This window comes from Actinosynnema sp. CA-299493, from assembly GCF_050946825.1.
In the GTDB taxonomy this organism is placed as follows: domain Bacteria; phylum Actinomycetota; class Actinomycetes; order Mycobacteriales; family Pseudonocardiaceae; genus Actinosynnema.
The window spans coordinates 4,808,897-4,823,611 of the sequence record NZ_CP191993.1 but is presented as its reverse complement, the minus strand read 5'-3'; the positions used below and the strand labels follow the sequence as shown (position 1 = coordinate 4,823,611).

Genomic DNA, 14,715 nt, shown 5'->3' with positions numbered 1-14,715 from the left:
CATGGAATCCTGTCCCGAGTGCTCGTCGCCGGTGGCGGCGCAGGACCGCTTCTGCGAGGCGTGCGGGCGCAACCTGCGGGTGCAGCGGACACCGGTGGGTGGTCCGGGGTCGCAGTGGCCGCCGATGTGCGCGTGCGGCGGCGAGGAGTTCGACGCGGACGGGTTCTGCGAGCGGTGCGGTCGGGCGCGGCCGTCGGCGCGGGACCGGGTGGAGTTCGTGCTGCCCGGGGTGGCCGGGGTGAGCGACCGGGGCAAGCGGCGGCGGCGCAACGAGGACTCGATGGCGTTCGGCCGGGTGCGCGGGCGTGGTGTCGCGGTGGTGGTGTGCGACGGGGTGGCGTCGTCGGAGCGGGCCGAGCAGGCGTCGCAGACGGCGGTGGACACGGCGGCGGACGTGCTGCTGACGGGCTTGCAGGCGGGGATGGACGCCGAGTCGTCGACGACGGACTCGGTGGTGGCGGCGAACGACGCGGTGGGCCGGTTGGCGCGGCCGGAGGCGGCGGAGGTGGCACCGTCCTGCACGTTCGTGTCGGCGGTGGTGACCGACGACTCGGCGACGGTGGGCTGGGTCGGCGACAGCCGCGCCTACCTGGTGGCCGGGGCGGGCGCGGCGCGGCTGACCACGGACGACACGTGGGCCGCGCAGCTGGTCGCGGAGGGCGTGCTGACCGAGGAGGAGGCGTTGACCGACCGGCGGGCGCACGTGCTGTCGCGGTGGTTGGGCGCGGACTCCGGGGTCGAGGCGCCGCAGACGGTGACGTTCAAGGTGGAGACGCCGGGGCTGCTGGTGCTGTGCAGCGACGGGTTGTGGAACTACGTGCCGGAGCCGGAGGACCTGCTGGGGGTGCTGCCGCGCGGCGTGCCGCCGATCGAGGTGGCGCGGGAGCTGGTGGAGGTCGCGTTGAAGGCGGGCGGGCACGACAACATCACGGTGGTCGTCGTCCAGTTGCGGGGTGGGCATGGCGCTTGAGTTCGCGGTCGAGGTGTTCCAGAACGAGTACCTGCCCGAGGGCGCCGCCGACGTCGACGCGATCGTCACGGTGACCGCGACGGGCCCGGCGGCGGAGGTGGTGTCGACCGACGCGGCCGAGGTGGTCATCGTGGACACGTCGGCGTCGATGTCCTACCCGCCGTCGAAGTTGGCGGCGGCGAAGCAGGCGACGGTGGCGGCGATCGACGCGTTGCGCGACGGGGTGTCGTTCGCGGTGGTGGCGGGCACGGACACGGCGCGCGTGGTGTACCCCCGGTCGCGGAAGCTGGTGGTGGCGGACTCGCGGTCGCGGGCCGCGGCGAAGCAGGCGGTGCGGATGCTGCGGGCGGACGGCGGCACGGCGATGGGCCGGTGGCTGGCGTTGGCCGACGACCTGTTCGCCGGGTTCGAGGGCGGGCCGAGGCACGCGATCCTGCTGACCGACGGCGAGAACCAGCACGAGTCGCCGCGCCGGTTGACGGAGGTGCTGCACGAGGTGGCGGGCCGCTTCACCTGCGACTGCCGCGGGGTGGGCACGAACTGGCAGGTGGCGGAGCTGCGCCGGATCGCCGAGGCGATGTTGGGGACGGTGGACATCGTGGCCGACCCGGACGGGTTGGCCGAGGACTTCCGGTCCATGGCGGCGGCGGCGATGGGCAAGGCGCTGGCGGACGTGTCGCTGCGGCTGTGGACGCCGGAGGGCGCGCGGGTGCTGTCGATCAAGCAGGTGGCGCCGGGGTTGCGGGACCTGACGGGGCGGCGGGTGGAGTCGGGGCCGCGCACGGGTGACTACCCCACGGGCGCGTGGGGTGGCGCGGAAAGCCGTGACTACCACCTGCGGGTGCGGGTGCGGCCGGCGGACGTGCGCGACCGGATGCTGGCGTCGCGGGTGAGCCTGGTGGGTCCGTCGGGTGACGTGCTGGGGCAGGGCCGGGTGATGGCGGTGTGGACCGAGGACTCGGCGCTGTCGACGCGGATCAGCACCGAGGTCGCCCACTACACAGGGCAGGCGGAGCTGGCGGAGGCGATCCAGGACGGCCTGGAGGCGCGCAAGTCCGGTGACGTGGGTCGGGCGACGGCGAGGTTGGGCCGGGCGGTGCGGCTGGCGCACGAGTCGGGCAACACCGACACGGCGAAGCTGCTGGCGAAGGTGGTGGAGGTGCGGGACCCGCGGACGGGGACGGTCAAGCTGCGCCCGCGGGTGGCCGACGAGGACGAGATGACGCTGGACAGCCGCTCGACGGTGACCAAGCGGGTCGGGCGGGGCTAGGGCGATGGCGACCTGCCCGGCCGGCCACGACTCGGCGACCGACGACTACTGCGACGTGTGCGGCACGCCGATGCCGTCCGGGCACGGGCCGTCCTCCCTGTCTTCGCCGGCGCGGATCGTGCAGGAGACGTGCGCGGCGTGCGGCGCGGTGCGGGTGGGCCGGTTCTGCGAGGAGTGCGGGCAGGACTCGTTGGCCCCGGTGGCGTCGAAGCCGGTGGCGGTGCGGCCGGTGTCGTGGCACGTGGCGGTGGAGGCGGACCGGGCGTACTTCGAGCGGGTGGTGGCGGCGGGCGGGCCGGACGCGGGGGCGATGGCGTTCCCGGAGTTCTGCCCGCCGCGCCGGTTCGGGTTGGCGGGGCCACAGGTGTCGATCGGGCGGCGGAGCCGGTCGCGGGGCATCTTCCCGGGGATCGACCTGGTGGGCCCGCCGGAGGACCCGGGCGTCTCGCACCACCACGCGGTGCTGGTGGCGTCGGGCGACGGGTGGGCGGTGGTGGACCTGGACTCGACGAACGGGACCACGGTCAACGAAGCCGACACCCCGCTACCACCCCACCGGCCGCACCCGCTGGAGCCGGGCGACCGAATCCACCTGGGCGCCTGGACCACGATCACCCTGCACCGCTCGGACGGCGGGCAGCCCTAGCTCGAGCGGCCCGGACGCCGGGGCGACCCGCGTGGGGTGACCACCCGCCTGCGCGCCTCCCGGATCGGCATGGCGACCACGGCCACGACCGGCTGCGGGGCCGCTGGGGTGGTCACGCAGCCGGTCGGGAGGTCACCGGATGTCGGGGCGGGGCGGTCCGGGGACCCATCCGTCGGTGATGCGGAACGTCGCGTCGGCGCGGGCCAGTTCATCGTGCGCGGGTTCCAGGTAGAGCTTGAAGTCGCGGTGGCGGATGTGGAGGTCCGGGTGGTTCACCGATCGGATCGACACGCAGGAGGCGTCCGCCAGGCCGGGAACGAAGTGGAAGGCGGCGTCGGCCTGGAACAGTTCGGACTCGGGGCTCAGGTAGGTCGGCGGCCGATCAGGGTCGATGACGACGTGGTCCTCGTGGAGCTTGACGACGTAGTCCTGGTGCCGCAGTCGGAACTGCGGCCAGTTGGACGCCCGGAACACCACGCCCTCACCGACGCCGGGGTTGCGGTCACCGCGCCCTCCGTAGAACGTGGCGTCGCTCTTGTCGAGGTCGGTCGAGATCTCGGTCAGCTCGCCGAGGAAGTCCCGGTGGCGGATGTACCTGGTCGGGTAGTTGTACGACTGGAGGGACAGCGACGGGTAGTTCCCGCGGTGTGCCATCGGAGTTCTCCCTTCACCCAGGGGTGTCGGAAGGGTCCGTCGCAGCGCCGTGCCGGGGGAACCGGACGGTCCGCTGAACGGACCGGGTCACCCGATCGAGAGGTTGCGGGTGATCTCCAGGGCCGCCCGCCGCACCAGCTGGTCCAGCCCCTGCGGCACGTGCCCGGTCACCGCCATCGCGCCGACCGCGGCGACGAGCGTGCCGTCCGCGCGGCGGACCGGCGCGGCCACGCAGCACACCCCGGCGATGACCTCGTGCCGGTCGACGACCACCGATCCGGCGCGGCGGAACTCCTCGCACGCCCGGCGCCACTCACCGGGGGTGAATCCGGTGGGCGCGTCGCCCGCCGGCGTTCCGGCCAACCGGAGCACCTTGCCGGTCGCCGTGGTGATGGGGAACTCGTCGGCCGGGTGGATCCGGGGCAGGTCCGTCACCAGACCGCGGGTGCCGACGACCACCCGGACGCGGTCGTCGTGCAGCACGGTCACCACGACGGCGGTCGACGTCAGCGCCGACAGCGTCCGCACCGGTCCGCGCGCGGCGTTCTGCAGTCCGGGGATCGGCTGCCAGGCGCCGCCCAGGCGGGACAGCAGGTGCCCGACGAAGTAGCGCTCCCGGTACCGCTGCACCGCGCCCAGCCCCACCAGTTGTTCCACCAGCCGGTACACGGTGGCCTTGGGCAGGCCGGACTCGCGGGACAGTCGCGACAACCCCATCCCGCCCTCCGCGAGCGAGAGGAGCTCGAGGAGCCGGAAGCTGCCTTCGAGCACGCCACGCCCACGTGCCGCGCCGAGCTCCGGCCGGTCATGGCTGTGCAACGGTCCACCTCCCTCTGCAAGCTCGCCGACCGGGCAACGACCGTTACCCGTCGAGCGCACACGGTTCGCCACGCACACCGGTGCCACCTGGACCCGGCACGCCCTCGGCGATCACACACCGTCAGCTCGATGCCGACACCGCGACAGTGGAATACGCGACCTCACCAGTCTCGAACGCCGGGGCGGAGCCGGTGTTGCCGGCGGATTCCTGGGGCGGATCGCGGCATGGGGACGAACGGTGACCGGTGAGTCGGCGCAGGGTGGCCCGGGCGTCCGGAGTCCGGGACTGGGCCGGGCGCGCGGGCGGGGGTGGGCCGTCGCACGGGTTTTCGCCCGAGGGCCCGCGCGCGTTGTCGATCACGAATACGGTGGGTGTCGTGCGGAGCGAAGGGGGCCTGCCGCCGGTGTGGCGTCGGGTGGGGCGGGCGACGGGTCGTGCGGGACGGCGGCCGGTGCGTCAGGAGGGGTGATGGCGGACGCGGTCGACCGGGTGCTGGCGCAGTGGTCGGTGCAGCGCCCGGACGTGGACACCTCGCCGATGGCGGTGCTGACGCGGGTGACGCGGCTGGCGCGGCTGCTGGAACGCGAGTTGCGGGAGTTCGTGGGCCGGTTCGAGCTGGAGCCGGGCGAGTTCGACGTGTTGACCACGTTGCGGCGGGCGGGGTCGACGCAGGGCATGACGGCGGGCGCGTTCCTGTCCGCGTCGCTGGTCACGGCGGGCGCGATCACCAACCGGATCGACCGGATGGAGGCCAAGGGCCTGGTGGAGCGGGTGCCCGACGCCACGGACCGGCGGCTGGTGCGGATCAAGCTGACCGACCGGGGCGGCGAGCTGGTGGACGGGATGCTGGCCGAGCACATGCGGCAGTACGCGCGGCTGCTGGAGCCGTTGGACGACGACACGAAGGCGGTGGTCGCCGACGCGCTGCGGGCGTTGCTGGAGCAGTGCGAGTAACGCCGTTCCCCTGATCCGGCCGCGCCGAGGCTGCTGGTGGTGTACACAGGGTAGTCGGGCGATCTCCGGAGGGCGGAGCGTGGCGGACGAGGGGAACGGGTCGAAGGCCGGGCCCGAGAAGGTCAAGCTGTACGGGACGGTGATCTCGGCGGTGTCGTCGCTGATCGCGATCGCCGTGTTCCTGGGGTGGGACGACGACATCAAGAAGGCCATCCCGTTCGCGCACACCACGACCACCGCGCCGATCGCGCCGCCGATCCCGGCGGCGGCCCAGCCGGGGCTGCCGGAGGTCGCCGGCGCCACCGCCGAGGAGACGACGACCGACGACGAGACCACCACCGACGAGACGACCACGACCACGGAGACGCCGTCCCCGGAGGAGCTGCGCCAGGCCTACATCAGGCAGGCCGACGCGGCGTGCGCGCCGGCGATCGAGAGCCGGCCCGCCCGGGTGGCGACGCTCGACTACGGCTACATGATGTCGGTGCTGGAGTCGCGCAACCGGATGGCGCAGGACTGGGGGTCGGTGGTCGTCGAGCCGCGCGACGCGGGCAACTACAGCCGCATCCAGCAGCTGTGGAACGACTTCCACCACGCGAGCACGTTCTGGAACTACATGGCCGACGCCCTGCTGGCGCACGACTCCGCGGCGTTCGACGCGGAGTTGGAGCGGTACCGGGCGTCGACGACGGCGTTCGTCAACGGCGCCACCCGCTACGGCTTCACGATGTGCGCCTTCGGCTGGAACTCGGTGTCGGACTAGCGGTCGTCCCGGCGGCGGAGGACTAGCGGGGCACGGCGTCGAGGGCTTTGAAGATGCGCTTGTCGGAGACGGTGTAGCGGGTGCCGATGGTCTGGGCGAAGTAGCTCAGCCGCAGTTCCTCGATCATCCACCGCACCTCGTCGAGCTCCTCGTGCGGTTCGTCGGCGGGCAGGGCGGCGCGCAGTTCGCGGTACTCGGCGTGCACGGCGTGCACGCGGTCCATCCACTCCTGGTCGCGGCGGACGTTCTCGGGCAGCTTCTCCAGCCGGCGGGCGATGCCCTGCAGGTAGCGGTGCACGTCGCCGAGCCGGTCGGCGCCGGCCTCGGTGACGAACCCCTTGTGTACCAGGCCGGTGAACTGAGCGCGGACGTCGGCCACGGACTCGTCGAACACGGCGCCACGCACGCCGTTGAGGCGCAGCTCGACGTCCTGGGCGGCTTCCAGGACGCGGCGGACCTTGTGCACGACGTCGAACGTGGTCTCGCCGACGCCGCGGCGGACGTGCTCGGTGAGCTTGGCGAACGCGGCCTGGGTCCACACCGGTCCGCCAGCGTCGCGCAGGAGCTTGTCGACGGCGGCGGAGATGCAGTCGGCCAGCAGCGGCGCCACGCCGCCGTGGGGGTTGCGGGTCAGCGCGAGCTTCTCGGCGTTGGTGAGGCCCCGCTGGAGGGTCTTGACCGGGGACGGGGTGGTGAGCAGGAGCAGCCGGCGGGTGCCGCGCCACATGGCCTGCCGCTGCCGTCCGGGGGTGTCGAGGATCTCCACCGCGACGGTGTCGCCCTTGTCGACCAGGGCGGGGTAGGCGGTGACCACGATGCCGGAGCGCTGCCGCTGCACGGTGCGCGGCAGGTCGCCGACGTCCCAGGTGGTCAGGCCGGTGCGGGCGAGGTTGCTCGCGGCGGCGGCGAGGGTTTCGCGCAGCTGTCCCCGCAGTTGGGCCTTGAGCGCGGCGAGGTCCTTGCCGCGGGCGAGCTCGCGGTCGTCCTCGTCGACGATCTCGAAGGTGAGCTTGAGGTGTTCGGGCACCTGGTCGAGCTGCCACTCCTCGCGGGGCACGACGACGCCGGTGAGGGTGCGCAGCTGGCGTTCCAGGGCGGGCAGCAGGGGTTCGTCGGGGTCGATGCCGGTCAGGGCGGCGGCGGCCACGTCGGGCACGGGCACGAAGTTGCGGCGCACCGGTTTGGGCAGCGACCGGATGAGCGCGACGACGAGGTCGGTGCGCAGGCCGGGGATCTGCCAGGACAGCGAGTCGTCGGGCAGGGCGGTCAGCGCGGGCAGGGGCAGCTTGACGGTGACGCCGTCGACGGCCGTGCCGGGTTCGAACCGGTAGGTCAGCGGCAGGGTGAGGCCGCCGCGGCGCAGTTCGTCGGGGTAGGCGTCGGGGGTGACCGCGGCGCGGTCGTTGACCAGCATGGCCTTGTCGAAGGTGAGCAGGTCGGGCTCGGTGTGGCGGGTCTTCTTCCACCAGGTGTCGAAGTGCCGGACGGACACGACGTCGGCGGGCACGCGCCGGTCGTAGAAGTCGTAGACGGTCTCCTCGTCCACGACGATGTCGCGGCGGCGGGCCCGGTTCTCCAGTTCCTCGACCTCGGCGAGCAGGTCCCGGTTGTGCTGGAAGAACGTGTGGTGGGTGGTCCACTCCCCCTGCACCAGGGCGTGCCGGATGAACAGCTCGCGGGACAGCCCGGGGTCGATGCGCCCGTAGTCGACCTTGCGGGAGGCGACGATCGGCACGCCGTAGAGGGTGACCCGCTCCAGGGCGACGACGGAGCCGCGCCGGGCTTCCCAGTGCGGTTCGCTGTAGGTGCGCTTGACCAGGTGCCCGGCGAGCTTCTCGGCCCACTCGGGTTCGATCTTCGCCACGGTCCGGCCCCACAGCCGGGAGGTCTCCACCAGTTCGGCGGCCATCACCCACTGGGGTGGTTTGCGGAACAGGGAGGAGCCGGGGAAGATCGCGAACTTCGCGTTGCGGGCGCCCAGGTACTCGGTGGCGGCGCGCCTGCCCGGCTCGTTCTTCCCGGGTTGGCGCTTGGGGACGTCCTTGACGCCGATGTGGGACAGCAGGCCCGACAGCAGCGAGAGGTGCACGTTGCGCGGGTCGGCGGGCTCGTCGTTGACGTGCACGCCGAGGGTCTTCGCGACCTGCCGCAGCTGCTGGTAGATGTCCTGCCACTCGCGCACGCGCAGGTAGTTGAGGAACTCGGCGCGGCACAGCCTGCGGAACTGGTTGCTCGACAGCTCCTTCTGCTTGTCGCGCACGTGCTGCCACAGGTTGAGGAACGCGGTGAAGTCCGAGTCCGGGTCCTTGAACCGGGCGTGGAACTCGTCGGCGGCCTGCTGCTTGTCCGACGGGCGTTCGCGGGGGTCCTGGATGGACAGGGCGGAGGCGATGACCATGACCTCGCGGACGCAGCCGTTGCGGTCGGCCTCGATGACCATGCGGGCCAGGCGGGGGTCGACGGGCAGCTGGGCGAGCTTGCGGCCCAGCGGGGTGAGCTTCTGCTCGGCGGGCAGGATCGCGCCGAGCTCCTGCAGCAGCTGCACGCCGTCGGCGATGTTGCGCGCCTCGGGCGGGTCGATGAACGGGAACGCGGCGATGTCGCCCAGGCCGATGGAGGTCATCTGCAGGATGACCGAGGCGAGGTTGGTGCGCAGGATCTCCGGGTCGGTGAACTCCGGGCGCGCGTCGAAGTCGTCCTCGCCGTAGAGGCGGACGCAGATGCCCTCGGAGACGCGTCCGCAGCGGCCCTTGCGCTGGTTGGCCGACGCCTGCGAGACGGGTTCGATGGGCAGCCGCTGCACCTTGAGGCGGTGGCTGTAGCGGGAGACGCGGGCGGTGCCGGGGTCGACGACGTACTTGATGCCGGGCACGGTCAGCGAGGTCTCGGCGACGTTGGTGGCGAGCACGACGCGGCGGGCGGTGTGCGGCTGGAACACGCGGTGCTGCTCGCCGAACGACAGCCGCGCGTACAGCGGCAGGATCTCGGTGTTGCGCAGCTCCAGGGCGGCGAGGGCGTCGGCGGTGTCGCGGATCTCGCGTTCGCCGGACAGGAAGACCAGCACGTCGCCGGGTCCTTCGGCCTGCAGTTCGCGCACGGCGTCGCAGACGGCCTGGGTCTGGTCGCGGTCCGGGTCGGCGTCGGGGTCGTCGGGGTCCACGATCGGGCGGTAGCGGACCTCGACGGGGTAGGTGCGGCCGGAGACCTCGATGACCGGCGCGTCGCCGAAGTGCCGCGAGAACCGCTGGGGGTCGATGGTCGCGGAGGTGATGACGACCTTGAGGTCGGGCCGCTTGGGCAGCAGCTGCTTGAGGTAGCCGAGCAGGAAGTCGACGTTGAGGCTGCGTTCGTGCGCCTCGTCGATGATGATCGTGTCGTAGCGCGACAGCATCCGGTCGGTCTGGATCTCGGCGAGCAGGATGCCGTCGGTCATGAGCTTGACCAGGGTGTCCTCGCCGGACTGGTCGCTGAACCTGACCTTGTAGCCGATGGCGCTGCCCAGCTTGGTGTCCAGTTCCTGCGCGACGCGTTCGGCGACGGTGCGCGCGGCGAGGCGGCGGGGCTGGGTGTGCCCGATCTGGCCGAGCACGCCGCGGCCGAGTTCGAGGCAGATCTTGGGCAGCTGGGTCGTCTTGCCGGACCCGGTCTCGCCGGCGACGATCACGACCTGGTGGTCGCGGATGAGCGCGGCGATGTCGTCCTTGCGGGCGCTGACGGGCAGCTCGGCCGGGTACGTGATCTTCGGCACGGCCTCGCGGCGCAGGGCGACGCGCAGCTCGGCGGCCTCCAGCTCGGCCTCGACCTCGGCGAGCACGGCGGCGCGGGCGGCGTCGTCGCGGACCTTGCGGGCGCCCTCAAGCCTGCGTGCCAGCCTCCGCTGGTCCCGCGACATCAGTTCGGACAGGCGTTTGCGCAGGTCAGCGTGCGACATCTGGTTCATTTGGGTCAAGGATATCGAGGGTGGGCCAGTGGGGCTGCCGATTATCGGGTTATCGGCCGGCGGACACGGCGAGTCGGCGTGCCCGGGCGACCAACCGCCAGGGCACGCCGAGCTCCAGGACGGCGGGCGCGGCGGTGCCGACCAGGGTGGCCAGGCTCGCGGTGTCGGCGGTGTCGGCGGTGTCGGCGGGGCGGCTGTCGGCGGAGCGGATCCAGAACTCGGCGCGCGGCGTGCCGGTCGGCCGGCCCCGGGCCCAGCCGTGGGGTTCGGTGCCGCGCAGGTCGACGCGGTCGGCGACGGTGACGCCGGGGCGCAGGTGGTGCGCGACGACGGGTGGGTCGGGGTGCGGCAGCACCCCGCCGAGCGCCCGCAGGCAGAACGCGACGGGGTAGCCGCCGTCGGGCCGGTCGCCGGCACTGGCCCACCGGTCGGTGAGGCGGGCGGTGAACCGCCCGTCCCCCGTCGCGTCCACCCGCGTGTCGGCGTCCCACTGGTGCAGGGGATCACCCCAATGGGCGTTACCGGCGGGTAGCTCAGCCGGTGTAGGGGCTCCCGCCGTCGAGCATGGCCGTGGCCATCTTCTTGAGCTGCTTCCCCATCAGCACGTTGTGCAGCCCGGGCCCGAAGCTGACCCGCGCCACGCCGAACGGGGCCAGGTCGTTCGGCGTGGGCGTGCCCGGACCGTGGCCGACGTTCACCGGGCGCCGCCCGACGGCCTCGACGAACGCGGCCACCCGGTCGCCCGGCAGCCGGATCGGGAAGACGCAGTCCACCCCCACCTCGAAGTAGGCCAGCGCACGCCGCACCGCCTCGTCGAACGACTGCCCGCCGAACAGGTACTCGTCGATCCGGGCGTTGATCACCAGGTCGGGGTTGGCGGCGCGCACGGCGGCCAGGAAGTCCACCTGCTCGGCGAGGCCGACCACCGTCTTGGCACGGGGGTCGGAGTCCTCCAGGTTGCAGCCCGCCACGCCGATCTCCGCCAGCCGCTCGCCGATCCGCGCGGGCGGCAGGTCGTAGCCGCGCTCGATGTCGGTGGTCACCGGCACGTCCACCGCGGCGGCGATGCGGCGCGCGGCGTCGAAGGCCACGTCGGCGGGCATGTCGTGCCCGTCCTCGAACCCCAGGGAGGCCGCCACGGCGACGCTGGTGGTCGCCACCACCGGGTGCCCCGCCTCGGCGATGACCCGCGCGGACGAGACGTCCCACGCGTTGGGCACCACCAGCGGGCTGCCCGGCACGTGCAGCGCGCGCAGCACCTTGGCCGCCTCGGACACATCGGTCTTGGTCACGTCGACTCCCGTCACGACAGGGGCCGCGGCCGCACCGCGACCCCGACCCCGTACGGCGTGGTGACCACGATGATCACCCGCGCCAATACTGCCAGTTCCGCCCACCCGGAACACCGGCTTCGACCACCGTGCCCCACCGGTCCGCACAACCCGCGCCCTCGCCCTCACGGCTCCAGGTCCGACGCCGCCCTGAAACCGCCGTCCATGTGGAACGGGATCGAGGTGTGCTCGTGCGCGATCCGCCACGCGCCGTCCACCCGCCGCAGGCACACCGTGGAGCGGAACCACAGGTCGAACGCCTCCTGGTGACCGCGCGGCACGGCGGACATCCGGTTGAGGCTGCGGCAGAACGCGAGATCGCCCGCCGCGGTGATGTCCAGGTCGCGGACCTCGTAGTCCACGGCCGAGTCGAACCCGGCGAACCAGGCGCGCATCGCCGCCGGGTCGACGACCTCGGGCGCGGTGTGCGCGAGCGGCGGCGCGAGAGTGAAGGTGACGACGTCGGGCAGGTAGTCGGCGACCAGTCGGTCCGCGTCGCCGGCGCGCATCGCGGCCGCCCGCCGGTCGAGCAGGTCGGCGATGTCGGTGTGCTCGGTCATGGTGGTCCCCTCCGGTTGGGCACCCCCGTCGGGCGCCCGTCACGGGAGACGTAGAAGCTGGACGCCCGTTCTCGACATCCCCGGACGACCCTTCTTCGGAGGTTCTGGTGAAGTACCTCGTCCTGATCTACAGCAACCCGGAGTCCCGCGCGATCTGGGAACGGCTGGCCGCCGAGGACCGGACCTCCGGCCTGGACGCCTACGCCGCGCTGGACGAGGAACTGGCCGCCTCCGGCGAACTGGTGGTCTCCGAGGCGCTGGCCGACCCCGCGCGCACGACGCGGATCACCGTCCGCGACGGCCAGACCCTCACCACCGACGGGCCCTTCGCCGAGACCAAGGAACTGCTCGCCGGCTTCTACCTCGTCGACGTCGGCACGCACGATCGGGCGGTGGAGATCGCCGCCCGCATCCCGGAAGCCGAACTCGGCCTCGTGCAGGTGCGGCCGGCGCTGTCGGGCCTGGACGACTTCCTCCGGTGACCCCGATCGGCCCGCTGCTGCGGGAACTCGCCCCACGCGTGCTCAGCGCCGTGACACGCCACCACGGCGGCTTCGACGCGTGCGAGGACGCCGTGCAGGAAGCACTGCTCGCCGCCGCCACCCGCTGGCCCGTCGACGGCGTCCCGGACAACCCCGCCGGATGGCTGATCACCGTCGCGTCACGACGGCGGATCGAACTGTGGCGGGCGGACACCGCACGACGACGACGCGAGGAAACGGCCTTCGCGCTCACCCCACCCGACCCGGAGCCCACCCCCGACGCGGACGACACGCTGACACTGCTCGTGCTGTGCTGCCACCCGTCGCTGACCCCACCGTCGCGGGTGGCCCTCACCCTGCGCGCGGTGGGCGGACTGACCACGGCGGAGATAGCACGGGCCTTCCTCGTGCCCGAAGCCACCGTCGCCCAGCGCATCAGCCGCGCCAAGCAGCGGATCAAAGCCGCCGGCGCCCGCTTCGACCCGCCACCCCACGCCGAACGCGACGACCGCCTCGACGCCGTGCGGCACGTGCTGTACCTGGTGTTCACCGAAGGCCACACCGCCAGCTCCGGCACCGACCTGCACCGCGTGGACCTCTCCGGCGAAGCCATCCGCCTCGCCCGCGACCTCGCCACCCGCCTGCCCGACGACGGCGAGACGGCCGGCCTGCTGGCACTGATGCTGCTCACCGACGCCCGCCGACCCGCACGCACCCGACCCGACGGCTCACTCGTCCCGCTGGCCGAGCAGGACCGCTCCCGCTGGAACACCGACCTGATCGCCGAAGGCACCCGACTGGTGCGCCACGCCCTCACCACCACCACGATCGGCCCCTACCAGCTGCAAGCCGCGATCGCCGCCCTGCACGCCGAGGCCCGCCACGCCACCGACACCGACTGGAAGCAGATCCTCGGCCTGTACGACCTGCTGCACTCGATCACCCCCGGCCCGATGGTGGCGCTCAACCGCATCGTCGCCACCGCCATGGTGCACGGACCCGCCACCGGCCTCGACCGGCTGGACGCGGCGACGACCGACCCCGCCCTGGCCGGACACCACCGGGTCGACGCCGTGCGCGCCCACCTGCTGGACCTGGCCGGCGACCACGACACCGCCCGCACCCACTACGCCCGCGCCGCCCGCACCACGCTGAGCCTGCCCGAACGCCGCTACCTCGAAGAACGCGCCCGAGAAGAACGCGCCCGACCCGGCTGACGGCACCCGGCAGCGCAACCACAACCCGCCGTTCGGCGGCTGGCGCGGCGGCACCCCGGCCGATGAGCTGGACCACACGATGAGTCGGGGGACGACCCATCGAGGGGGAGTCGGCTTGTTCCTACCCGTGCCGGTGCCCGTGCTGCCGCCCAGCACCGCACTGGCCGACCTGACCACCGCGGGCGAGCACCACGCCTGGCTGGCGGGCACCACCGGCGTGTTCACCAGCCAGGCGTCGACACCGCTCGTGCTCAGCTGGACCGGCGAGACCTGGCGCGAAGAACACCTGCCCGACCTGCCCGCCGCCGCGAGCCTGTCCGGCGTCTCGGCCGCCGCGCCCGACGACGTCTGGGCGGTCGGCAACAGCGCCGGCCGCCCCCTCGTGCTGCACTACGACGGCACGACCTGGCAAGTCGTCCCCACACCGCACATCACCTGGGCCAAAGCCGTCACCGCCGTCGGAAGCGACGACGTGCACGTGGTCGGCACCGGCCGCGACGCCCTGCACTTCGACGGCGTCCGCTGGCGACAACGCGCCGCCGCCTCCTCCGCCCGCGAAAGCCTCCACACCATCACCACCGCCGGACGACACCACGTGTGGGCCGGCGGCGGCGGCCTCGCCGGCGCCGGACCCGCCACCTACGAGTACCCCGTGCTCGTCCGCTGGGACGGCGACACCTGGACCGAAGTCCCCGGACCACACCTCGAACGCGGCCACGTCGCCCGCCTCGCCGCCACCGCACCCGACGACGTGTGGCTCGGCCAAGCCCGCCACACCGACGGACTGCGCGTGCACCGCTGGGACGGCCGGCAGTGGAACAGCATCCCCGCACCCCAGGACACCGACCGCCTCAGCCTGCACGGCGTCGCCGCCGGCTGGACCTGGGGCGTGCGCGCCACCCGCGGCTCCTTCGAGACCAGACCCGCCTACCACCGCTGGACCGACACCGGCTGGACCCCCGTCGCACTGCCCGACGACCTCGCCGACGCCTCCGCCTCCCACCTCGGCCTCGCCACCACCGGCACCACCACCTGGGCCTACCTCAAAACAGCGGCCGGCGTGCACGTGCTGCGCCACACGCTCCCGTGACCCGCCCCCACCCGCTGC

At 73.0% G+C, this 14,715-nt stretch carries 14 protein-coding genes; 8 read left to right on the top strand and 6 right to left on the bottom strand.

Translation table 11 applies throughout. The annotated features are described in order from the left end of the window. Position 1 precedes the first annotated feature (1 nt). Genes ACQPYE_RS19865 through ACQPYE_RS19855 form a run of 3 tightly spaced genes read left to right on the top strand, consistent with a single transcriptional unit; the run spans position 2 to position 2,886 of the window. Complete coding sequence (locus tag ACQPYE_RS19865; protein ID WP_498713244.1) at positions 2-970, top strand: protein phosphatase 2C domain-containing protein; 969 nt, start codon at positions 2-4, stop codon at positions 968-970. After that, positions 960-2,240 (top strand): vWA domain-containing protein, encoded by a 1,281-nt coding sequence (locus ACQPYE_RS19860; protein WP_498713242.1) that lies wholly within the window; start codon positions 960-962, stop codon positions 2,238-2,240. The genes ACQPYE_RS19865 and ACQPYE_RS19860 overlap by 11 nt, the downstream gene beginning before the upstream one ends. Before the next feature lie 4 nt (positions 2,241-2,244). Then, entirely contained in the window at positions 2,245-2,886 is a 642-nt protein-coding gene (locus tag ACQPYE_RS19855) for an FHA domain-containing protein (protein ID WP_498713240.1), read from the top strand. Positions 2,887-3,018: 132 nt separating this feature from the next. Here ACQPYE_RS19855 and ACQPYE_RS19850 read toward each other — a convergent pair whose 3' ends face one another. Then, positions 3,019-3,540, bottom strand: a complete 522-nt coding sequence (locus ACQPYE_RS19850; RefSeq protein ID WP_498713238.1) for an AbfB domain-containing protein — start codon at positions 3,538-3,540, stop codon at positions 3,019-3,021. A gap of 87 nt (positions 3,541-3,627) precedes the next feature. Then, positions 3,628-4,359: an IclR family transcriptional regulator gene (locus ACQPYE_RS19845; RefSeq protein ID WP_498713236.1), complete on the bottom strand. Its 732-nt coding sequence runs from the start codon at positions 4,357-4,359 to the stop codon at positions 3,628-3,630. Positions 4,360-4,828: 469 nt separating this feature from the next. On the opposite strand from ACQPYE_RS19845, the gene ACQPYE_RS19840 reads away from it, so the two are divergent. Together ACQPYE_RS19840 and ACQPYE_RS19835 are read left to right on the top strand one after the other, a co-directional pair. Beyond that, positions 4,829-5,314 (top strand): MarR family winged helix-turn-helix transcriptional regulator, encoded by a 486-nt coding sequence (locus tag ACQPYE_RS19840; protein ID WP_498713234.1) that lies wholly within the window; start codon positions 4,829-4,831, stop codon positions 5,312-5,314. A gap of 79 nt (positions 5,315-5,393) precedes the next feature. Continuing rightward, positions 5,394-6,077 carry a hypothetical protein gene (locus ACQPYE_RS19835; RefSeq protein ID WP_498713232.1) on the top strand — a complete coding sequence of 228 codons (684 nt, stop codon included), beginning with the start codon at positions 5,394-5,396 and terminating at the stop codon, positions 6,075-6,077. Between the two features lie 22 nt (positions 6,078-6,099). Here ACQPYE_RS19835 and hrpA read toward each other — a convergent pair whose 3' ends face one another. The 4 genes from hrpA to ACQPYE_RS19815 form a co-directional block, all read right to left on the bottom strand. Next, positions 6,100-10,017 (bottom strand): ATP-dependent RNA helicase HrpA, encoded by a 3,918-nt coding sequence (gene hrpA, locus ACQPYE_RS19830; RefSeq protein WP_498713230.1) that lies wholly within the window; start codon positions 10,015-10,017, stop codon positions 6,100-6,102. 49 nt (positions 10,018-10,066) lie between these two features. After that, positions 10,067-10,489 carry a hypothetical protein gene (locus ACQPYE_RS19825; protein WP_498713228.1) on the bottom strand — a complete coding sequence of 141 codons (423 nt, stop codon included), beginning with the start codon at positions 10,487-10,489 and terminating at the stop codon, positions 10,067-10,069. A gap of 61 nt (positions 10,490-10,550) precedes the next feature. Further along, the gene (locus tag ACQPYE_RS19820; protein WP_498713226.1) at positions 10,551-11,309 is read right to left on the bottom strand and encodes an isocitrate lyase/PEP mutase family protein; all 759 of its coding nucleotides are present in this window, start codon (positions 11,307-11,309) and stop codon (positions 10,551-10,553) included. 164 nt (positions 11,310-11,473) lie between these two features. Next, on the bottom strand, positions 11,474-11,908 hold the full coding sequence (locus tag ACQPYE_RS19815; RefSeq protein WP_498713224.1) for a YybH family protein: 435 nt from the start codon (positions 11,906-11,908) through the stop codon (positions 11,474-11,476). 107 nt (positions 11,909-12,015) lie between these two features. Here ACQPYE_RS19815 and ACQPYE_RS19810 point away from each other — a divergent pair, with 107 nt between their 5' ends. From ACQPYE_RS19810 to ACQPYE_RS19800, 3 genes are all read left to right on the top strand, one after another. Then, positions 12,016-12,390, top strand: a complete 375-nt coding sequence (locus ACQPYE_RS19810; RefSeq protein ID WP_498713222.1) for a YciI family protein — start codon at positions 12,016-12,018, stop codon at positions 12,388-12,390. Beyond that, positions 12,387-13,607 (top strand): RNA polymerase sigma factor, encoded by a 1,221-nt coding sequence (locus ACQPYE_RS19805; RefSeq protein WP_498713220.1) that lies wholly within the window; start codon positions 12,387-12,389, stop codon positions 13,605-13,607. Before ACQPYE_RS19810 ends, ACQPYE_RS19805 begins: the two co-directional genes overlap by 4 nt. A gap of 115 nt (positions 13,608-13,722) precedes the next feature. Next, positions 13,723-14,697 (top strand): hypothetical protein, encoded by a 975-nt coding sequence (locus ACQPYE_RS19800; protein ID WP_498713218.1) that lies wholly within the window; start codon positions 13,723-13,725, stop codon positions 14,695-14,697. The last annotated feature ends 18 nt before the right edge of the window (positions 14,698-14,715 follow it).

Bases quoted from the DNA above. Each gene is read 5' to 3' on its own strand.
- ACQPYE_RS19865 (WP_498713244.1), top strand. From the start codon at position 2: ATGGAATCCTGTCCCGAGTGCTCGTCGCCGGTGGCGGCGCAGGACCGC.
- hrpA (WP_498713230.1), bottom strand. From the start codon at position 10,017: ATGAACCAGATGTCGCACGCTGACCTGCGCAAACGCCTGTCCGAACTG.
- ACQPYE_RS19850 (WP_498713238.1), bottom strand. From the start codon at position 3,540: ATGGCACACCGCGGGAACTACCCGTCGCTGTCCCTCCAGTCGTACAAC.
- ACQPYE_RS19815 (WP_498713224.1), bottom strand. From the start codon at position 11,908: ATGACCGAGCACACCGACATCGCCGACCTGCTCGACCGGCGGGCGGCC.
- ACQPYE_RS19840 (WP_498713234.1), top strand. From the start codon at position 4,829: ATGGCGGACGCGGTCGACCGGGTGCTGGCGCAGTGGTCGGTGCAGCGC.
- ACQPYE_RS19860 (WP_498713242.1), top strand. From the start codon at position 960: ATGGCGCTTGAGTTCGCGGTCGAGGTGTTCCAGAACGAGTACCTGCCC.
- ACQPYE_RS19855 (WP_498713240.1), top strand. From the start codon at position 2,245: ATGGCGACCTGCCCGGCCGGCCACGACTCGGCGACCGACGACTACTGC.